The 19752-nt window shown below is 45.7% G+C and carries 20 protein-coding genes and 1 tRNA gene; 6 read left to right on the plus strand and 15 right to left on the minus strand.

The window, feature by feature from the left end; translation table 11 throughout:
• Nucleotides 1-6: 6 nt before the first annotated feature.
• The 11 genes from flgJ to CSH93_RS05530 form a co-directional block, all read right to left on the minus strand.
• Nucleotides 7-951: a flagellar assembly peptidoglycan hydrolase FlgJ gene (gene flgJ / locus CSH93_RS05480; protein ID WP_100642165.1), complete on the minus strand. Its 945-nt coding sequence runs from the start codon at nucleotides 949-951 to the stop codon at nucleotides 7-9.
• Nucleotides 951-2072: a flagellar basal body P-ring protein FlgI gene (locus tag CSH93_RS05485; protein ID WP_100642166.1), complete on the minus strand. Its 1122-nt coding sequence runs from the start codon at nucleotides 2070-2072 to the stop codon at nucleotides 951-953. Before CSH93_RS05485 ends, flgJ begins: the two co-directional genes overlap by 1 nt.
• Entirely contained in the window at nucleotides 2069-2749 is a 681-nt protein-coding gene (flgH, locus tag CSH93_RS05490) for a flagellar basal body L-ring protein FlgH (RefSeq protein WP_100642167.1), read from the minus strand. Before flgH ends, CSH93_RS05485 begins: the two co-directional genes overlap by 4 nt.
• A 15-nt stretch (nucleotides 2750-2764) precedes the next feature.
• Nucleotides 2765-3553 carry a flagellar basal-body rod protein FlgG gene (gene flgG, locus CSH93_RS05495; RefSeq protein ID WP_100642168.1) on the minus strand — a complete coding sequence of 263 codons (789 nt, stop codon included), beginning with the start codon at nucleotides 3551-3553 and terminating at the stop codon, nucleotides 2765-2767.
• Between the two features lie 45 nt (nucleotides 3554-3598).
• Complete coding sequence (gene flgF / locus CSH93_RS05500) at nucleotides 3599-4342, minus strand: flagellar basal-body rod protein FlgF (protein ID WP_100642169.1); 744 nt, start codon at nucleotides 4340-4342, stop codon at nucleotides 3599-3601.
• Between the two features lie 137 nt (nucleotides 4343-4479).
• Entirely contained in the window at nucleotides 4480-5868 is a 1389-nt protein-coding gene (gene flgE / locus CSH93_RS05505; protein WP_100642170.1) for a flagellar hook protein FlgE, read from the minus strand.
• 12 nt (nucleotides 5869-5880) lie between these two features.
• The gene (locus CSH93_RS05510) at nucleotides 5881-6567 is read right to left on the minus strand and encodes a flagellar hook assembly protein FlgD (protein ID WP_100642171.1); all 687 of its coding nucleotides are present in this window, start codon (nucleotides 6565-6567) and stop codon (nucleotides 5881-5883) included.
• A 43-nt stretch (nucleotides 6568-6610) separates the two neighbouring features.
• Entirely contained in the window at nucleotides 6611-7036 is a 426-nt protein-coding gene (gene flgC, locus CSH93_RS05515) for a flagellar basal body rod protein FlgC (protein ID WP_100642172.1), read from the minus strand.
• The gene (gene flgB, locus CSH93_RS05520) at nucleotides 7036-7440 is read right to left on the minus strand and encodes a flagellar basal body rod protein FlgB (RefSeq protein ID WP_100642173.1); all 405 of its coding nucleotides are present in this window, start codon (nucleotides 7438-7440) and stop codon (nucleotides 7036-7038) included. Before flgB ends, flgC begins: the two co-directional genes overlap by 1 nt.
• Nucleotides 7441-7513: 73 nt before the next feature.
• Complete coding sequence (locus tag CSH93_RS05525) at nucleotides 7514-8362, minus strand: CheR family methyltransferase (protein WP_100642174.1); 849 nt, start codon at nucleotides 8360-8362, stop codon at nucleotides 7514-7516.
• A 17-nt stretch (nucleotides 8363-8379) separates the two neighbouring features.
• Nucleotides 8380-9300 (minus strand): chemotaxis protein CheV, encoded by a 921-nt coding sequence (locus tag CSH93_RS05530; RefSeq protein ID WP_100642175.1) that lies wholly within the window; start codon nucleotides 9298-9300, stop codon nucleotides 8380-8382.
• 159 nt (nucleotides 9301-9459) lie between these two features.
• Here CSH93_RS05530 and flgA point away from each other — a divergent pair, with 159 nt between their 5' ends.
• From flgA to flgN, 3 genes are all read left to right on the plus strand, one after another.
• Entirely contained in the window at nucleotides 9460-10176 is a 717-nt protein-coding gene (gene flgA, locus CSH93_RS05535; RefSeq protein WP_100642176.1) for a flagellar basal body P-ring formation chaperone FlgA, read from the plus strand.
• A 121-nt stretch (nucleotides 10177-10297) separates the two neighbouring features.
• Nucleotides 10298-10636, plus strand: a complete 339-nt coding sequence (gene flgM / locus CSH93_RS05540; RefSeq protein WP_100642177.1) for a flagellar biosynthesis anti-sigma factor FlgM — start codon at nucleotides 10298-10300, stop codon at nucleotides 10634-10636.
• 21 nt (nucleotides 10637-10657) lie between these two features.
• Nucleotides 10658-11098, plus strand: a complete 441-nt coding sequence (gene flgN, locus CSH93_RS05545) for a flagellar export chaperone FlgN (protein ID WP_100642178.1) — start codon at nucleotides 10658-10660, stop codon at nucleotides 11096-11098.
• 12 nt (nucleotides 11099-11110) lie between these two features.
• Here flgN and CSH93_RS05550 read toward each other — a convergent pair whose 3' ends face one another.
• Complete coding sequence (locus CSH93_RS05550; protein WP_100642179.1) at nucleotides 11111-11554, minus strand: LPP20 family lipoprotein; 444 nt, start codon at nucleotides 11552-11554, stop codon at nucleotides 11111-11113.
• A gap of 318 nt (nucleotides 11555-11872) precedes the next feature.
• On the opposite strand from CSH93_RS05550, the gene CSH93_RS05555 reads away from it, so the two are divergent.
• Together CSH93_RS05555 and CSH93_RS05560 are read left to right on the plus strand one after the other, a co-directional pair.
• Nucleotides 11873-13051, plus strand: coding sequence for a flagella assembly protein FlgT (locus tag CSH93_RS05555; protein ID WP_164078300.1), 1179 nt, complete (start codon nucleotides 11873-11875; stop codon nucleotides 13049-13051).
• A gap of 44 nt (nucleotides 13052-13095) precedes the next feature.
• Nucleotides 13096-13171 (plus strand) — tRNA-Arg (locus tag CSH93_RS05560).
• A 4-nt stretch (nucleotides 13172-13175) separates the two neighbouring features.
• Here CSH93_RS05560 and CSH93_RS05565 read toward each other — a convergent pair.
• A complete protein-coding gene (locus CSH93_RS05565) occupies nucleotides 13176-14579 on the minus strand; it encodes a sugar porter family MFS transporter (RefSeq protein ID WP_100642181.1) in 1404 nt (467 codons plus the stop codon).
• 184 nt (nucleotides 14580-14763) lie between these two features.
• On the opposite strand from CSH93_RS05565, the gene smrA reads away from it, so the two are divergent.
• Complete coding sequence (smrA, locus tag CSH93_RS05570) at nucleotides 14764-15372, plus strand: DNA endonuclease SmrA (protein ID WP_100642182.1); 609 nt, start codon at nucleotides 14764-14766, stop codon at nucleotides 15370-15372.
• Between the two features lie 13 nt (nucleotides 15373-15385).
• Here smrA and CSH93_RS17900 read toward each other — a convergent pair whose 3' ends face one another.
• Together CSH93_RS17900 and purL are read right to left on the minus strand one after the other, a co-directional pair.
• Nucleotides 15386-15529 (minus strand): hypothetical protein, encoded by a 144-nt coding sequence (locus CSH93_RS17900; protein ID WP_164078301.1) that lies wholly within the window; start codon nucleotides 15527-15529, stop codon nucleotides 15386-15388.
• 195 nt (nucleotides 15530-15724) lie between these two features.
• Nucleotides 15725-19612, minus strand: coding sequence for a phosphoribosylformylglycinamidine synthase (gene purL / locus CSH93_RS05575; RefSeq protein WP_100642183.1), 3888 nt, complete (start codon nucleotides 19610-19612; stop codon nucleotides 15725-15727).
• Between the last annotated feature and the right edge of the window lie 140 nt (nucleotides 19613-19752).

The following is a 19752-nucleotide window of genomic DNA, read 5'->3' on the forward strand; positions in this document are numbered from 1 at the left end:
CTAGATTTACTCCGACTCACTGTATTGTTGCAGTGTTGCGCTATTCAACACTGATAGTATTTTATCTGCATACTTGGGATCAGTCGCATAACCCGATTGCTGCAGGTGACTAAAATACGCCTTGTTATCATGGGCATTAGCAACGGCTTGCTCGTAGCGTGGATTGGATTGAATAAAGTTGACATAGTCGCGCATACCTTCAGCAAAATTCGCATAGGCTCGAAAGTGCGCTTTCTCTTGCTGTGCAACAGCACCATTGTATTCCAGCGTTTGCACGGTTGCCTTTTCGCCGTCCCAACGCTTATCAGCTTTAATGCCGAATAGATTGTGCGTATTTTCGCCGCTGGTTTTATGGATCATAAATTGTCCCCAGCCAGTCTCTACTGCGGCTTGGGCGACAAGCGCTTTAGGATCTATACCCAGCGCCTGGGCATGCTCCTTTGCAAGCGGGTACAATTGCTCTACGAAAGCCTCTGGGGAAGCAAATGCCGCTTGTTTTCGATTGGCTGTAGGCGATGTTTCAAATTGTTGTTTAGCCTGCTCAATAGCGTGTCGCATTTGCTGATTGTAACCCGCAATATCGCCGTCAGAACGACTTCCACGAAGGTTGTCAGTCAAGTGCTCATTGCTCAGCTGGCGCACAATAATATCCGCCAGCCCGAGAGTACCGTTGCTGGCTAAATCAGTGGCGACTTGCTGATCGTGCATATCGCGATAAAACTTCACTTGTTGACTATTGAAAGGACTGTCTTCATCCGCTAGCGCCTCTTGGGCTTTGCGCATCGACTTTAGCAGCATATTGATAAAAATCGCTTCAAATTGAGCAGCAGCCTCTTCCAACGCACCTTCTTGTTGGGTATTGGCCGCGCTACGCAATTGATTCAAACTGCCCATATCATGGACATTGCGCGCCATCTCAAGCTGTGATTTTATCGCTGATGAACCATCCATTAGATCACCACTAACTCACCTTGTAAGGCGCCGGCTTGTTGCAACGCCTCAAGAATAGCCATTAGATCACCAGGTGCAGCTCCCACTTCGTTCACTGCGCGCACCAACTGATCCAGTGTCACGCCTGGATCAAACTTAAACATCCGACTATCCGCTAAGCTCACATCGACGATTGATTGCGTGGTGACAACCGTTTCGCCATCAGCAAGCGCATTCGGTTGTGAAACCTGTTGGTTTTCAGCAATGGTCACGGTTAGCCCACCATGCGTGATCGCCGCGGGGAGCAGACGCACTTCTCGCCCGATAACAATAGTGCCTGTGCGACTGTTAATCACGACCCTAGCCGGAGCATCTGCAGGTTCAAAAGAAAAGTTTTCGATGGTTGCAACGAAACCAACTCGCTGGCCCACATCTCGTGGCGCATTAACACGAACAGAAGCGGCATCAATTGGCGTCGCGATACTGTAGCCATTTTGTGGTGATGCACCTAATCGCATATTTATCGTATCAGCCAGTGCTTTTGCGGTAGAAAAATCAGGGTTGTGTAAATTCAGAGTAAGAAAATCACCTTGCATTAGCCCACTCGCTACAGCACGCTCGACTAGCGCACCGTTCGCAATACGCCCAACCGTAGGGGTGTTTACAATGATCCTTGAACCATCTCCGCCTTGCGCACCAAAACCACTAACCACCAGACTTCCCTGGGCGACGGCATACACATTTCCATCCAGCCCTTTAAGCATGGTTTGCAGCAAGGTACCACCTTGAAGACTACTTGCTTCACCAACAGACGACACCGTAACGTCGATCGTTTGTCCGGGCTTAATAAAAGGAGGTAGTTCGGCATGAACCGCTACTGCAGCTACATTCTTAATTTTCGGCTTTTGGTTAGGGTCAAGTGCGATACCAAAGTTAGCTAACATAGTTCTGAAGCTTTGTTCAGTGAACGGGCTTTGCTCCCCGGTTCCAGGTAAACCCACTACTAAACCATAACCAATCAACTGGTTACTTCTTACTCCTTGGATACTGGCTAAGTCTTTAATTCTCTGCGCTTGTTGTGCCTGTGTTGAAAAGCAAATGAATAGCAAAAACAGTGCAAATATGTTTCGGGTTAACCTCATAATGGCCACCACTCTGATGAAAAGAACTTTGATAGCCAACCTTGCTTCTGTGCTGTAGAGAAAGATCCCGTTCCACTGTATTGAATGCGAGCATTAGCGATTTTAGTCGAATCAATTTCATTCGTCGGACTGATGTCAGCCGTGCGAATAATCCCCGTTAAGCGAATATATTCATCGCCGTTGTTTAACGTCAGCCATTTTTCGCCGCGTATCAGTAAGTTTTGATTCGCTAACACTTCAATAACGGTTACCGAAATATTGCCGTTGAGGCTGTTGCTTTGATTCGCCTGTGCATCACCGGTGAAATCATTCGAAGAATCAACGCCTAACTGAATAGACTCATTTCCCACATTTACAGGGTTGCCGCCCAATCCAATAATGGGTTGCAAATCCATACTTGAACCTCTTGACGTGGATGTTCCTGCAGACTTACTGGCGTTGGTATTCTCGCGCAAATTAACTGTAATCAAATCACCAATTCGGCGCGCTTTAACGTCTGAATACAAGCTATTGGACATGCCAACGCGAAACAATCCACCGTCTTCAACTATCGTCTCTTTGGGAATATCAGGTACAACCGGCGCATAAAATGGATCGTTTGCCTGAATTTGATGATTCGGTGTTGAGTAACATCCACTCAATAATACCGATAGCATGGCAACGAATAAGATTCTCATAACTACGACCTCAGCTTAAAGTTGCTGAATAACCTGACCTAGCATCTGATCGACAGAGGAAATCACTTTGGAATTCATTTCATACAGACGTTGGCTTTCAATCAGATTCACCAGTTCTTCCGTTACATTTACATTCGAAGTTTCAAGTGCACCTTGGATCACTGTTCCTATACCTTCTAATCCGGGTATACCTTGGATCGGCGCACCACTAACAGCTGTTTCAACGAATAAGTTTTGACCAATAGGCTGCAGACCCGTTGGGTTAATAAAATCAGATAAATTAATCTGCCCCAATACTTGCGGCTCAGCTTGGCCACGCAATGTGGCAGAAACTTCACCATCTTGAGAAATCGTGATTTGCTGAGCATCCTCGGGGATAGCAATCTCAGGCTGCAATAAGAAGCCCGCGCCAGGGGTGACAATCTGTCCTTGATCGTTAAGCGTAAACTGACCATTGCGGGTGTAAGCGATACTGCCGTCAGGTTGCAGAATTTCAAAAAAACCGCGCCCCTGAATCGACATGTCTAATGCGTTTTCAGTGGTTAATAAATTACCTTGTGTATGTGACTTTTGCGTGGCAACTACTTTGGAACCAGCCCCCAACATGAGACCTGAGGGAAGTTCGGTATCCGCAGATGAGCGCCCACCCGGTTGATTAATATTTTGATAAAGTAAATCTTCAAATATCGCACGGTCTTTTTTAAACCCTACGGTACTCGCGTTTGCCAGGTTGTTTGAAACCACTGAAACATCTGTTTGAGCAGCGTCTAACCCTGTTTTACTTATCCAAAGTGCTGGATGCATAAATCACCTCACTGTGCGCACATACATGCGCGTCAAAAATTCGACTTAGATAATACGCAGTAACATGTTGCCGCGTGTCGAGAGCTCATCGGCCTTTTTCATTAACTTAACCTGCATTTCATAATGCCTTTGCAGGGTAATCATGCTGACCATTTCATCGATAGCATTGACGTTAGAACCTTCCAACATGCCGTTCCGGATGCGCACATTTTCATCCTGATCGGCGATGTCACCGTCTTTTAATCTGAATAATCCGTCAGTGCCGCGTTGCATTTCTTTATAGTCTGGATTGACTAACTTCAAACGCCCGATCTCTTCTAATACCGTCTCTGGCGCCCCCAATGGGCGCAACGAGATCGTGCCATCTCCAGCGATATCGATATTGTCCAACGGAATAGGTAATGTTATTGGTCCACCGTCACCCACAACCACGTTACCGTGACCGTCCTCAAGCACGCCTTCAGCGCTCAGTCGCATATTCCCTGCGCGCGTATAGGCCTCGTTACCCTGTGAATCTTGTACTGCGAACCAACCGTTTCCTTGAATGGCAAGATCTAGAGGCCTGTTCGTTTGAATCATTGCCCCGTCGTCGTAGTTATTACTTGGACTTTCAGTCATAGAAAAGACGCGCGACGGCAAACCCTCGCCGTATGACGGCATCGCTCTTGCCTGCTCAAGTTGAGCTTTAAATCCTGTCGTTTGCGCATTGGCAAGGTTGTTCGCCCTTACCGCCGTGCCTAACAGGTCTTGCTTGGCGCCACTTGCTGCGATGTATAAAAACTTATCCATGACAATCTCTTGACGGTTAATACGTGCTTAACCATAGATGTAGCAAGGGTAGTGCCAAGGTGGTTTTAGAAGCGGGAATTGACAATAAAAAGACATAAAAAAAAGGGCTTGCATGCAAGCCCCTTCATTTATCAAGGTTATCGGATATTCAGAATAGTCTGATTCAACTGGTTATTCACTTCCAACGCACGAGAGTTGGCCTGGAAGTTCCGCTGAGCGATAATCAAGTCAATCAATTCCGTAGTCAGATTCACGTTAGCTTGTTCTAACGCTGAAGAATTGATGTCTCCAAAAGTACCAGTTGTGGCTTCGCCTGCCAATGCTTCACCGGACAGAATACTCTCTTTCCATTGCGTATTGCTTTGTTGCGTCAAGCCCTGCTCATTCGAAAAGCGAACAAGTGCAACGCGCACGATTGGCTCAGAAGTACCGTTTGAGAATGTCGCTCGAACCAAACCATCAGGACCAATATCGATACCGGTCAATCGACCAACTGGCAAACCATCTTGCTCTAATGAGGTTACCTCAAAAGCAGAAGCAAATTGAGTTGGCTCTTCAGGTGTTTGACCACCAGGCGTGAAGTTCATACTGACTGAAATGCGCTGGGTAGTATCAGAACCATTGGCTAAGATACCGCCGCCAAGTTCAGCCGTCAGTAGTTTATTTGCTTGCGGAGATACAGGGGGAAGGTTGTCAGCACCAAAGATACCTAAAAACTCACCGCCTGGAGTAAACGTTAATCTTGCCGCCGACACTTCATTCGCACCATTACCGGCTAAATTAACCGCAGCGCCAGGCAGCACTTCATTGCCGTTCTCATCGCTTTGGTTAACTAATACATTATCAACCGCGGTGACCATTAACCACTCGTTAGAGCCAGCCGCTTGATCTTTAATGAAGTAGTACGTCATTACGTGACTATCACCTAATGAGTCATAAATGGTCACTGAGGTTGCCGCGTTATAGGTCAAGGGATCAGTCGGGTCGAAATTGAGTGGATCTTTTGCCGTATCACCTGCCGGTAAGTTAAAGCGCAAGTCTACTTCAGAGGTGGGTTGTGGCGAACCTGAAGAATCAGGAATTCTGACCGGAACAGTAGTACTCAACGCAACCGAAGCTGATGTACCATCAGAGTTAACGGGGAACCCGAGTAGGTTGTCACCATTAGAGTTAACCACAAAGTTGTCAGAATCCAGCTTAAACTGACCTGCACGAGTGAATGAAAAATCACGAGAATCAATTTCTGGCACCGTCGCAAAAAAACCGTTACCCGTAATGGCTAAGTCCAATGCCGTATTGGTGAACTGTAAACTACCCTGCGAAAACTGTTGAGCAACTTCCTGGGTCAACACACCGTCACCCACTTTCGTGCGTCCACCGGACAATAGCGACGCAGCATATACATCACCGAATTCAGCGCGAGACTCTTTAAAACCAACAGTGTTTACGTTAGCAATGTTATTAGCCGTGACATCTAAATCACGCTGTGCTGCGTTAACGCCACTGAGTGCTATATTAAAAGACATACTTATCTCCTGTTAGCTGCCAATCTGAATGACATCATCTAGTCGAATACTAATATCGCCATCCAGATTTAGAATGACACCTTGATTACTGCCTGCGAGACTTACGCTGGCGACATGACGGTTAATTGCAGTAGGAATTGCAACACCTTCACCAAAAACTTCACCCTGTGCACTGACAAAATATTCACCAGGCGGCATTTGATTGCCGTTTGAGTCAGTACCATCCCAATTAAACTCAATATTGCCGGGGGCTTGTGTGCCGGCATCGATGGTCTTAATGACTTCACCGTAACTATTGGTGATCGTTATTTCGACGTTTTGAGCCGTTTGGTCGTTGACTACCACACCAGAAATACCTTCACCCGCAGCCGCCATATAGCCTTTGTTGTCGGCAATTAATACGTCCTGCCCTATAAGACTTGATGCTTGTAGAGCCTGATTGGACGTCATCGAAGCCGAGAAGGCTTCAAACTTCTCGTTGAGTTTGCTGATGCCATCTGCTGTGGTAAAAGACGTCATCTGAGCAACCAACTGATCGTTGTCAACCGGCTTCGTAGGGTCCTGATTAGATAATTGCTCGGTGAGCAAGGCAAAAAAGTCTTCTTGCTTTAACGTTTGCTCTGAGCCATCAACAACCGGCACTGTTTCCTCTTGCCAATACAGTTGGGAATTTAATCCTGTATTTTTAATCGTATCCACGATGAAAATCCTCTTGCCGTGCCGTCAAGGCACTTAAACTCAATTAGTTACCCTGACCTAACATCAATACACGACGGAACAATCGCTTGGTCGTGTCAGCAACTTGCACATTTGTCTCATACCCTTTCGAAGCTGAAAGCATGTTGGCCATTTCTTCAACCACGTTCACATTTGGCTTATAGATGTAACCGTTTTCATCTGCCATCGGATTACCAGGCGCGTATTCAATCTGTAAAGGCTTATCACTTTCTACAACGCCTAATACATTCACTTTTGAACCCGACCCTTGCTCTTGCGATGCGCGTTGCAATTCAGCAGCAAAAACGGGATGACGGGCTTTGTATGTGTCTTCATAACTACTGCTGACACTGTTTGCATTCGCTATGTTACTGGCCGTCGTATTTAAGCGGACGTTCTCCGCACTCATGCCAGTGGAGGCAATATCCATCACTCTAAATAATGTTGCCATTAGCCTTGACCTCCGCTACTTAAGGCTTTCTTCATGCCTTTTATTTTGCCACTTAATAATTCGGTGGTTGCTTGATAACGCATACCCGCATCTAGGAAAGCATTTCGTTCTTGCTGAATATCGACAGTGTTGCCGTCGCCGGTGTCAGGTTGCGTGGGTACTCGAAACTGTAGGTCCCATTGTGGTTGCGTCTTGCCATCTAAGTGCTTCTCATGGGTCTTGTTTAACTGATGAGCCTGATCACTGCGTGCACTTGACATAGCTTGCTTAAAATCAATAGCCCTAGCCTTGTAACCAGGGGTGTTAGCATTTGCCAGATTTCCGGAGATAACCTCCATTTGGTCTGTGCGAACTTGCAACGCTTTGTGATGGAAACCGACGAGTCGGTCAAGATTAATAGCCATAACGTACTCCTACTCTGGAGTGGTTACAGCAAAGCTTGTGCCAACCTAATTGATTAATACAACAGAAAGGGGGTTAATTTACCTTTGGTGATAAATTTCTTTTATAAAACAAACCATTAGATTCCTTTTTCATTTGAAAGAGGTCTCCAACTACCGTGGCTGATTCAGACGCGCCCAAGATCAAACTTCCCTGCGGCGATAGGCAAGCGGCAATTTGTTGCAGTATGTGCTTTTTGTTGTCCGAAGAAAAATAAATCAAAACGTTTCGGCAAAATATCACATCAAATTTCCCCAACGCCGAATAGGAGCTGAGTAAATTGAGGGTTCGAAATTGCGTATGCCTAGCAAGTTCTTGTTTTACCTTGAGCAAATTATTAGGGCCGCGATCAAAGTACTTACGCTGCAAATGGTCAGGCAAGCCCCTTAAGATAGCCATTTCATTATATTCACCTAATTGAGCCTGCTTAACGACTCGTTCAGATATATCGGTACCAATGATTTCAAAACCCGCTTTAAAGGCCGAAGGCTTTTGGCTTTGAAACTCTTTGACCGTCATAGCAATGGAATATGCTTCCTGACCTGTTGAACAAGCGGCACTCCAGATGCGTAACTTAGAGGTGTGCTCAGCGAGCTCTGGTAGAATTGTCTGCTCTAACAACTTAAAGGGATAGTTATCTCTAAACCACAGGGTTTCATTTGTTGTCATGGCATCGATGACCCGAGTGCGGATCATGCGATCACTACCTTGTATAGCCAGGTCAATAATCCCGTCTAACGAAAGCTCTGGGTAATCATGCAAAAGCCCAACGAGGCGACTGCGCACCAAATATTGCTTCGACTCCCCGAGCAAAATACCGGTTTCGCCTTCCAAAAACGTGCGAAACCTGTCATAACTGCGTGGAGAAACTTCGCGGTCGTTCAATGTCTGCCCTTTATAACCTAATCACGCAACCATTTTTGCACAGCAGTTGCTAATTCATCAGGGTGGAACTTGGCAATAAAATCATCAGCCCCTACTTTCTGCACCATAGCTTGGTTAAAAACGCCACTTAGCGATGTATGCAAGACTACATTTAACTTTTGTAATTCAGGCGTATTTTTAATTTCAGCCGTTAGGGTATAACCATCCATTTCTGGCATTTCTATATCAGAGACCAAAACCCCAACACGATCGGTCACGTCGCCCGTTTCTGCAGCGATTTCTTTCAACCTATCCAGTGCTTCTTGGCCATTTTTGGCTGATTCAATTTCAAGCCCCAATGCCGTCAAAGCCTTCTTAACCTGATTGCGCGCAACCGAAGAATCGTCCGCAATAAAAATAATCTTGCCAGCGCTCTTACCTACATCAATATCACTTGCGACGCTATCACTCACATCTGTATTTAAAGGTGAAATTTCATTCAAGATTTTTTCTACATCCAGAATTTCGACCAATTCATTGTCAACTTCAGTAACAGCTGTTAGGTAACTCGCTCGACCAGTGCCTTGTGGCGGCGGCATAATGGCATCCCAGTTAGTATTAACAATGCGTTCAACCGACCCCACCAAGAACCCTTGCACGGAGCGGTTATATTCAGCAATGATGATAAAAGCCGTTTTTAAATCTTCGATTTTCTTGCCACCTGTCGCCATGCTTAAATCAATGACAGAAATGGTTTGCCCGCGGATATGGGCTACACCGCGCACTAGATGATTTAATTTAGGCATGGAAGTTAACGGGGGACACTGTAGTACTTCTCTAACTTTAAATACGTTAATGCCGAATCGCTGACGCCCATTCAACCGAAACAGGAGCAGTTCCAATCTGTTCTGGCCTACCAGCTGTGTTCGTTGATTGACCGAATCAAGAATTCCTGACATACATCACCTCTTCGATTAATTTAGGCACGATCGTTGCGTTACACAATGTGTTATCGGTTAAACATCCGATAGGTTTAAAAATGTGCCTGTTAATTGACACTTATTCAACTGTGCAACAGGGCATTTACTTAATCATAGTCAAAATGCGAGATAGTGAACATGAAAAATTTAAACTCAATCAAAATACCTACATTTTTTTTGTTCATGGCAGCAAGCGGCTTACCGGCTACTGCATCCAATGATCTTTCATTACATGAACTGATCGAACAACAAACAGAAGCGTTCGTAACTCAAGCGCTGGAAAATCAATCTGAATATATATCCAATAGACAAACGCTAGTGGACGTATTTCCGATAGACCGACGAGTATCGGTGGAGCCTTGTCAAAATGCCTATCAATTTGATTTGTCAGACAATGCCTTAACGAGTAGTTATGCGACGGTCAAAGTCAGTTGTCCAGCGACGGATTGGTATCTGTTTGTAAATGCTAAAATAGAGCAAACCCAAGCCGTAGTCGTCACATCTGAAATGCTTAGCCCCGGCTCAATTTTGACTCAACAAAATTTACGCCTCGCCGATATATCTAGTAAGTCATTGCGCTATAGCACTTTCGATGATGTAGACCAGTTGATCGGCGCGCGCTTGAAGTATCGGGTAAGACCGGATCAGCCCATTAAGCCCAATATGGTTTGCTTTGTCTGCAAAGGGGATTTAATCACCTTAAGCGCGAAGGCTGATGGTTTGAGTATCAGCACTAAGGCCGTCGCACAAGAAGACGGAAATATTGGTGACACAATTCAGGTTAAAAACCGCCGTTCTGATAAAATTGTACTCGCCAAGGTCGAAAACGTCGATACGGCCACAATAGAAATATAGGGAATATCAGTCAGTTAGAATACATGCTAGAGAAATAAGATTTTTTCTTAAAAATTAGTTAAAGTATTCAGGCACCTCGCCGATAACATGACTGAGGGTATAAAGGTAGTGGAAATTTATTATGGCAATTAACAATATAAACAATGGTCTCTCAAAGACGCCCATTGATAACCAAAAGGTGTCTCAACAACAGGCCCAAAACAAAGGTGGTGCTGCGCAACAAGCTGCGACTCAACAAGCGGCTGTTCAAACTGCGCCTCGCCAAGACTCAGTATCGTTAACTCAATCTGCGCAGCAATTAACGCAAGCGCAAAAGAAAGGTGCAACTGAGGCTCCGGTTAACCAAGAAAAAGTTGATCGTTTAAAGAAAGCGATACAGAATGGTGAATACAGAGTTAATCCAGAAGTTCTGGCAGATAAAATCGCCAAATTAGAAGGGCAGATTTTCGGCACCAGATAACAGCACGTTACACAGGTACTTATGCCCAATTTAGAAGAAGCGCTTAGCGACCAACTCCACAACCTCAAGCACCTTCAGCTTCTTCTAGAATCGGAACTCCATTTGATTAGCTCTCGGGATGCCGAGAGCTTAATGAATCTCCTTGATGAAAAGCAAACTACGTTAGATGCGATCCAAGCAACTGACGACCAAATCTCCGCTTTGTATGCCGAATTAGGCGACCCAGAAACCGCTAAAAAGAAATTGAGCAAAGAAGCATCCGACATGTTGGATGAAGCGACTCAGTTACTTGAGCAATGTAGATTTAGAACGTCAGTGAACCAAAAGGCCGTGGAGCAAGGGCAACTTAAGTTAGAACATTTACGCCACTTGCTGCTTGAAACAAGAGCCAAAGAATCGCTGACCTATGATCGGTCTGGAAAGCCGCAAGGCGGCTCAAAAGGGAAAGGGATCAGCGCCTAACCCTAACAAAAATCAGTAGTATCTAACGTCTTTGATACGCTTAGGTTTAGCGGTAGACAAATAGATGTCGTACACTTTTTTAAAATCCAATTCCATTTCAGTCGCGTAGGTGTCTTCTCCTACAGGATAAGACTTAAGTACTCGAGCCCCCCTTATGACTCCCTCAACAGAGGATTGCAATTGCGTATCTGCCAATACTAGGTTTTGTAGCGATTGATTGCCATCGACTCTTTGTCCATAGACTTGCTCTGCAAGCTCTCTATATGCTTCGAGCTTTGACGCTTTGATTGCCATTAATATTTTGGCCGAATCAGTGGGTGCGCGCTGCGCATCAATCGGCGCATAACCTACCGCTCGTATCACTGGATACTCATCAGGTTCAACGGTTTCCCACTCAACATGCTGGGTAAATAACGTAGAACATCCTGATAACGCCAGGAAAGATACAACAAGCATAAATGCTTTATTTAGTTTCCTATAGCTCACCTATCACCTCACTCATTTCGACTTAAAAGGCGCTCATACTTTGAAGCGCAAACTGTTAATCGTACACCGAGTTTACCAAGCAGAATTTGCGCCAATGTGCACCCTATATTGATTAAACCGATTACCAAACCAGATAAAGGCTTTAAAATATGGCACAAGGATTGAATTAATCTCACTATATACAGAAAGTAACAGTGTAGTTTGCTGAGGTTGTCATTTTATTGACACTGAAAACAGCCAATAGTTTGCAATGAGGTTTGTGCGATGCAACAGGTGTTTAAAAAATTAATGAGGTTTCACTCAAGTGACGCTGAAACGAAAAGTGTCAGTAAATTCTTCATGGTTTTTGTGTTGTGTATTGCCCCTGCTTGGCAAACCAATGCCGCTTGGTATCAAGCCAGTGGTCAGGCTGTGATTACCGATGGTGATAAAGTAACCGCAAAGCAACAGGCAACCAAAGAAGCGATAAAACAAGCTTTGTTGTTTGCAGGTGCATCGGTGACTAGCGTACAGCAGTTAACGAACGGATTGTTAAAAGACGACCATCTAGAAATTAGAGCTTCAGGGGAAGTATCACAATTAGAGCTGATCGATGAAATCTACCACGATGACTTCGTTACCGTTTCAATTCGGGCAGACGTCTTTCCTCAAACAGTTCAGTGCGAGGCATCTTCTTACTTAAAGTCTGTCGTCACCACTCACATGTCATTTGCAACGTCTTCACAAACACAAGATGGAGAGATATTCGCTCTATCAGAAGCTGCTCCTAAGCGACTCGCTTCAATGTTCAATGAACACGCTATGCACTTGGTTGTTCAGCCCATCGTGCCTGAACGATTCAATTGGGAATCATCAACTGTTCAGGCTCAAGCATATAAACTTGCCCAGCAAACCGATTCTCAATACGTACTAACAATTACTGCAACTGATGTCAGTGTGAAGCGGCCAAACCGATCTTGGTCATTTTGGAAAGACACAACACCCCAACGCGAATTTGCGGTTCATGTACGCGTATTCGATGGCATGGACTCCTCCATAGTTTTAGACACACACTATTCTACCGTAGCGCCTTGGCCTTATGACAAATTTACCAGCGTAGACGTTTTCTCAAATAGTTTCTGGGAATCTCAATACGGAAAAGCGATCAGCCAAGTATTCAGTAATATGTTAGCTGAACTCGACGAAACGCTCAGTTGTGAACAATCTATCGGTCGAGTATTGCAGGTTGCAAACAATCAACTGCAAATTAGCTTAGGCAAAGTCAATGCGGTAAGTGCGGGCGACAAACTTACTATTTATCAAACCCGTCAACTCGTCGATGCGTTCGGCCAGTCTTACCAGCAACATATATTACATCCAACAACCGTTCAGGTGCAGCAGGTCTTCAGTAATACGGCAACCGTAGCCGCGGTAGACGGGAGTCTATTGTCTGATATTCAACCAAACGACTTTGTTGTGAAACGTTAGGGGTTTAGCTTTTCAATTCCCTGCCGCATAATAGCGGCAGTCGTGTCCCCATAGTTTAACCGGATAAAACAAGAGCCTCCTAAGCTTTAGATCTGCGTTCGAGTCGCGGTGGGGACGCCAATCACTATAAACCATTCATTTCCTCTAGCGCTTTACCTTTGGTTTCGAATACCAACTTGGCGACAAAAATAATAGATATGGCTGCACAGACGGTATAGAAACCATACGCCCCCACCAAACCAATTGTTGCCAACATGATGGGAAAAGTCATGGTGATCAAAAAGTTGCTGCCCCATTGCGCCAGACCCGCGATAGCCAACCCGGAACCGCGTATTTGGTTGGGGAACATCTCGCCGAGTAAAACCCACATCACCGGGCCCCAAGAGAAATTGAATAGCATAACGTAGGCGTTGGCCGCAACTAACGCCAATGTGCCATAGTTACCCAGCGATAATTCTCCTGAGGAAAGGGGTTCTGCATTGGCAAATGCAAATACCATAAGACCTAGCGTCAATGTCATGCCGATTGAACCGATCATTAGGATCGGCTTACGACCTATTCTATCGATTAACAATATCGTGACGACACACGCGGCGATGCTCACGGCACCACTCAAAATATTAATCAATAATGCATCCGATTCGGAAAAACCTACGGCTTGCCATAACACTGCACCGTAATAAAACACCACATTGATCCCGACCAATTGCTGGAACGTCGCTAGCCCTATTCCTATCCACACGATCGGGCGTATCTTGCCCGCAACCTCATCGAACAAGTCGGATAAAGTCGGCTTTTTATGCAATGTCAATGACGTCTGGATTTGCTCATAAATAATTTGACCATGCTCGTTATACAATTGAGTGAGGACAAGCTTGGCGCTTTCCTGCCGTCCCGACATAACCAAAAAACGAGGGCTTTCAGGAATAAACAGCAAACCAAGCAAAAACAAAGCTGCAGGCAGAATTTCAACCCAAAACATCCAGCGCCACGCTTCAAACCCAGCCCACCACACTTGTGTTGAGCCACCCGCCACATCGGCAATGAGATAGTTACTGACAAACGCTATAAATAATCCGCTGATAATCGCTATTTGTTGCAGTGTTGCGAGTTTACCTCGTATCGCAGCAGGCGCTATCTCGCTGATGTACGCAGGTGTCATCACAGACGCTGCTCCGACGGCAAAACCGCCGAGAATTCTTGCCATCACAAAGGTAATAGATTGATCGGCAACACCCGAGCCCCAAGCACTGACAATAAACAGTAATGCTGACACCAAGAGCATATTTTTGCGCCCATACCTATCGGCTAAACGTCCCGCCAGAAAAGCCCCTATGGCACAGCCCAAAAGCATTGATGCGACATTAAATCCGGTCCCTATACTTTCAGACTGAAAAGCCTGTTGTAGGCCTTCTACTGTGCCATTAATAACGCCACTGTCGAAGCCGAATAGAAAACCACCGAGCGTTGCGATCACACTGATAAAAAAGATAAAGCCCAAATTGTCATGCGTACTGGAAATTTGCATAGAAGCCCTTATATACAGGAGTAAGTGGAACAATACGCTAATTCGCACTCACCCAGTGATGCTTTAGAGCTAGACTCAAGCAATCCAAACCGTGCAGACACGCGTATACCAACGAATAAAACAATAGCTAACAAAAGCTCACTTGAATAGTCAAAACATCTCGAACAGAGCATTCAGTAAAAACATGTCAACAGAAGAAAATTTTGAGTCATTTGCCGAAGCACTAGGTGAATCGTTAGATGAAATAAAACCTATCGCTAGCGAGGACAGCGCTGATGGACTTATTCGCAGTCAGCGTCGAAACAATGAATTACTCGCCAAAGCCTTAAAACGAGCGGCGCTAGAACTCACTGATGTACATGACAACAACCCGCTCAGTGCAACGTTGCGCCATGCAGTAAAGCCTGACGACATGCTGTGTTTTAAGCGTTCCGGTATTCAAGAGGGTGTATTTAAAAATTTGCGTTTAGGCAAATATGCCTTAGAAGGTGTAATTGATTTGCGCCAGATGCGTATGGAAGACGTGCGAAAACGACTCTACTCGGACGTTTTAAGATTGCATAAACAAGGTGTTCGAGCAGTGCTAGTCAAACATGGGCGCGGAGAACAAAGTAAACCTGTACCGGCACTTTGCAAGAGTTACGTCAATCAGTGGTTAGAGGAATTAGGAGAAGTCATCGCATACCACTCTGCACAACCACAGCATGGCGGATTGGGGTCAACCTATGTACTACTTAAAAAGCATGCTGACCAAAAACAATTAAACCGAGAGCGCTTACAAAAACGTTACTAACGTTTTGTGCTGTTCAACGGTCTTGTTGGGTTATTGCTTCTGATGGTTGTTCTAATGTTTGAGAGCGTGCAGAAGTACTGAATACTGCCATCACAATCATAGCCGCAACAGCGATAGCCACGCCAGTAAGGCCAAACCCTTTGCTTGAACGATTCATTTTCGTCTCTTATTGTTAACTTCGTTTACCACTGATGTTGCATTCCGCAACAGACATTGATGCTTCCAAGCGCACGATCCATAGAAATCCTATGGTAGAACAACTGCTTATAGAAAAACAACCACAAAGTGACACTTTTTTGACAAAAACATCAAAAAAATGTCAGTTTTGTGGTTTTAGCATCGTGTTTAGCTATTATCCTACGAATTTACGCGCATTTCGGAACATGCGCATCCAAGCACTGTCTTCTTGCCAGCTTTCTGGATACCAGGAATTCGCAACCGCTCGGAACACCCGCTCCGGGTGAGGCATCATGATTGTCGCTCGACCGTCTTGACTGGTAAATGCAGTCGCCCCTTGTGGTGAACCGTTCGGGTTCGCTGGGTATTGTTCGGTTGCAACGCCATAGTTATCAACATAGCGAGCGCTCAACATGTTGTTTTGCGTAATGCTCGCCAAGCTATTTTGTTGTGCAAACTCAGCGCGCCCCTCACCATGAGAGACCGCTATTGGCATTCTTGAACCGGCCATTTGGTCAAACAGCACTGATTTAGATGGCAAGATTTCAACCATCGAAAAACGCGCTTCAAAGCGTTCTGATTTGTTCGTTACGAAATGTGGCCACAACTCAGCACCCGGTATCAAAGACTTAAGGTTTGATAGCATTTGACATCCGTTACACACTCCTAATGAGAACGTCTCATTACGCTCGAAGAATGCCGAAAATTGATCGCGTGCCTGCGTATTGAATAAGATGGATTTTGCCCATCCTTCCCCAGCCCCTAGAACATCACCATAACTAAACCCACCACAGGCAACTAAGCCTTTGAATTGCTCTAGACTAATCTTGCCGGTCAGTATGTCACTCATGTGCACGTCGATGGCACTGAACCCTGCGCGCGTAAAAGCAGCCGCCATTTCAACATGACTGTTTACACCTTGCTCACGTAAGATAGCGACTTGTGGTCTAACCCCTTTAGCGATGTAAGGAGCGGCAACGTCATCGTTAACATCGTAGCTAAGCTGAACGTGTAAACCAGGATCTTTAGCATCTGTTTTGATTGCCAGTTCCTGCTCAGCACATTCTGGGTTATCTCGAAGCTTTTGCATTTCGTGGGTAGTACTTGCCCACAAACCTCTGTAATAAACGCGCGATTTATCAATGAGTTTCTTGCCGTTTTGCGTAAACCGTATCTGATCGTCACTATTGGTCGAACCAATGATAGATACGCTGTCGCCTAACCCGTTTTCTGTGAGCAGCGACATAACCGCATCAACACTGTCGCAGGCAACTTGCAAGACTGCACCAGCTTCCTCATTGAATAACCATTCAACCGCATTCCCTTCAGGCATTGTGATATCAATACCGGTTTTACCTGCAAAAGCCATTTCAACCAACGTGGTGAAAACACCACCGTCCGAACGATCGTGATATGCCAGAGCAAGCTTTTGCTCAACGATTTGTTGTATCGCCGTAAAGAATCCGGCCAAGCGTGCTGGCTCATCTATGTCTGCAGGTTTATCACCTAACTCATTGTAAACCTGCGCTATACAACTTGCGCCCAAGCGCTGCTTGTTTGCATTAACTTCTACTAACAATAATTGCGTTTCGCCTTTATCCGTACGTAGCTGTGGCGTGACGGTTTTACGCACATCTTTGACCGCACCAAAGGCCGAAATGATCAGCGACAACGGAGCCGTAACCGATTTAGCTTCGTCTCCATCTTGCCACTGTGTTTTCATCGACATCGAGTCCTTACCAACAGGTATCGTCAATCCCAGTGCCGGACACAACTCTTCGCCAACAGCCTTAACAGCTTCATATAAACCAGCATCTTCACCTGGGTGGCCCGCGGCGGCCATCCAGTTTGCGGACAGTTTGATGCGTTTAATATCGCCAATATTGCTTGCCGCAATATTGGTTAAAGCTTCAGCGACGGCCATACGAGCACTGGCGCCGTGATCAAGTAACGCAATCGGTGTACGTTCACCCATGGCCATAGACTCACCATGGTAGGTGTCAAATGCAGAGGTTGTCACCGCCACATCTGATACAGGGATTTGCCAAGGACCAACCATTTGATCACGCGCCACCATACCGGTAACCGTTCTGTCACCGATGGTTATCAAAAAGGTCTTTTCTGCTATCGTCGGTAACTGCAGTAAGCGCTCTGCGGCGTCTTCAATATCAATAGACGATGTATCAAATGCTGCGGATGCGACGCGACAAGACGTAACATCGCGGTGCATTTTAGGGGGTTTGCCTAACAACACCGACAGCGGCATATCAATGGGGTTATTATCAAAATGAGAGTCGCTGAGTGTGAGGTGTCGTGTCTCAGTCGCTTCACCCACAATCGCATATGGCGCTCTTTCGCGTGCACATATTTCTTCAAACAACGCCAAGTTTTCAGGCGCAACAGATAACACATAGCGCTCTTGAGATTCATTACACCAGATCTCTAATGGCGACATACCCGGTTCGTCACTAGACACATTTCTCAGTTCAAACTGACCGCCACGGTCACCATCGTTGACTAATTCAGGAAACGCGTTTGACAGACCACCTGCACCCACATCATGAATAAATTGAATAGGGTTGGTGTCCCCCATTTGCCAACATTTATCGATAACTTCCTGACAACGGCGTTCCATTTCAGGGTTGTCACGTTGTACAGATGCAAAATCTAAGTCTTCACTTGACTGTCCAGATGCCATCGAAGAAGCTGCCCCGCCACCAAGGCCTATATTCATTGCAGGTCCACCGAGTGCAATGAGCTTTGCGCCGACGGTAATTTCACCTTTCTGAGTATGCTGGCGACGAATGTTGCCCAAACCACCCGCTATCATGATGGGCTTGTGGTAACCACGGACTTCTTCACCGTTAAAACTATTAACCTGCTCCTCGTAGGTTCGGAAATATCCCAACAAATTGGGGCGTCCAAACTCATTATTGAAAGCAGCCCCACCGAGCGGTCCGTCAATCATGATATCAAGTGCACTCACGATACGAGACGGTTTACCGTATTCCTTTTCCCATGGATGCGTTAGCCCTGGAATATTTAGGTTAGATACACTAAAGCCCACCAAACCCGCTTTCGGCTTAGACCCTCTTCCGGTTGCTCCTTCATCTCGGATCTCACCGCCTGAACCCGTTGCAGCGCCAGCGAATGGTGAAATTGCTGTTGGGTGGTTATGAGTTTCAACCTTCATCAAGATATCGATATCTTCATGGTGGAACGCATATTCGCCTGAGTTAATATCGGGGAAAAAGCGCCCCGCTTCCCAACCATGCATCACCGCGGCATTATCCTTGTAGGCGGATGTGACGAATTCAGGGTTGACCTCAAACGTATTTTTAATCATTTTAAACAATGACTTAGGCTGGTCTACACCATCAATAGTCCAGTCGGCATTGAAAATCTTATGACGGCAGTGCTCAGAATTTGCCTGTGCAAACATGTACAGTTCAATATCATTGGGATTGCGTCCCAACTGAGTAAAACTGTCGTACAAGTAATCAATTTCGTCATCTGCCAGTGCCAGCCCCATCGAAATATTCGCTTGCACTAACGCGTCTTTACCCTGACCCAAAATATCCACACTCTTCAACGGCGCAGGTTGAGCCGTTTGGAATAGTACATCCGCATCGTCGATATCAGCATGCACGGTTTCCGTCATGCGATCATGGATCAACGCGGCAACAATCACGCGTTGCTCTTCCGTAAGATATTCCTCGGCCACAATGTAATAGGCGCAACCACGTTCAATTCTGTGGATTTCGGTGAGACCGCAATTGTGTGCAATATCGGTAGCTTTAGAAGCCCATGGAGAAATAGTACCTACGCGAGGCGTTACAAAGAGTAGCTCTCCCTCTCTTTGCACGTCTGCATTTTTCGGCCCGTACACTAACAGCTGCTTCAATGTCGCCAGCTTCTGCTCTGATAGGGGTTGTTCGACATCAACTAAATGCACCCATTCGGTCGATAAAGATGTTACATTGATACCCGATTGATGAAGTTGCTGGATAATTTTTTGCAGCCTAAAATCGGAAAGTGCTGGAGCGCCGTGCAGTACTAACATACAGTGGTTTCTCTGACATTTTTGGCCATTGGAGTGCACTTTTTGAAAGTGTCCAAACATGCCGATGGTGATAACGATTTATGTAGGCGCGGAGTATAGCCGATAAGGCGTTTGATGATAAGTGTGAACTGACAAAGGTT

The sequence above is a fragment of the Neoalteromonas facilis genome (assembly GCF_002807665.1).
Lineage (GTDB): Bacteria > Pseudomonadota > Gammaproteobacteria > Enterobacterales > Alteromonadaceae > Alteromonas_E > Alteromonas_E facilis.

Coding starts and splice junctions, on each gene's coding strand:
- flgJ (WP_100642165.1), bottom strand. CDS start 951: ATGGATGGTTCATCAGCGATAAAATCACAGCTTGAGATGGCGCGCAAT.
- CSH93_RS05485 (WP_100642166.1), bottom strand. CDS start 2,072: ATGAGGTTAACCCGAAACATATTTGCACTGTTTTTGCTATTCATTTGC.
- flgH (WP_100642167.1), bottom strand. CDS start 2,749: ATGAGAATCTTATTCGTTGCCATGCTATCGGTATTATTGAGTGGATGT.
- flgG (WP_100642168.1), bottom strand. CDS start 3,553: ATGCATCCAGCACTTTGGATAAGTAAAACAGGGTTAGACGCTGCTCAA.
- flgF (WP_100642169.1), bottom strand. CDS start 4,342: ATGGATAAGTTTTTATACATCGCAGCAAGTGGCGCCAAGCAAGACCTG.
- flgE (WP_100642170.1), bottom strand. CDS start 5,868: ATGTCTTTTAATATAGCACTCAGTGGCGTTAACGCAGCACAGCGTGAT.
- flgC (WP_100642172.1), bottom strand. CDS start 7,036: ATGGCAACATTATTTAGAGTGATGGATATTGCCTCCACTGGCATGAGT.
- flgB (WP_100642173.1), bottom strand. CDS start 7,440: ATGGCTATTAATCTTGACCGACTCGTCGGTTTCCATCACAAAGCGTTG.
- CSH93_RS05530 (WP_100642175.1), bottom strand. CDS start 9,300: ATGTCAGGAATTCTTGATTCGGTCAATCAACGAACACAGCTGGTAGGC.
- flgA (WP_100642176.1), top strand. CDS start 9,460: ATGAAAAATTTAAACTCAATCAAAATACCTACATTTTTTTTGTTCATG.
- flgM (WP_100642177.1), top strand. CDS start 10,298: ATGGCAATTAACAATATAAACAATGGTCTCTCAAAGACGCCCATTGAT.
- flgN (WP_100642178.1), top strand. CDS start 10,658: ATGCCCAATTTAGAAGAAGCGCTTAGCGACCAACTCCACAACCTCAAG.
- CSH93_RS05550 (WP_100642179.1), bottom strand. CDS start 11,554: ATGCTTGTTGTATCTTTCCTGGCGTTATCAGGATGTTCTACGTTATTT.
- CSH93_RS05555 (WP_164078300.1), top strand. CDS start 11,873: ATGAGGTTTCACTCAAGTGACGCTGAAACGAAAAGTGTCAGTAAATTC.
- CSH93_RS05565 (WP_100642181.1), bottom strand. CDS start 14,579: ATGCAAATTTCCAGTACGCATGACAATTTGGGCTTTATCTTTTTTATC.
- smrA (WP_100642182.1), top strand. CDS start 14,764: ATGTCAACAGAAGAAAATTTTGAGTCATTTGCCGAAGCACTAGGTGAA.
- CSH93_RS17900 (WP_164078301.1), bottom strand. CDS start 15,529: ATGAATCGTTCAAGCAAAGGGTTTGGCCTTACTGGCGTGGCTATCGCT.
- purL (WP_100642183.1), bottom strand. CDS start 19,612: ATGTTAGTACTGCACGGCGCTCCAGCACTTTCCGATTTTAGGCTGCAA.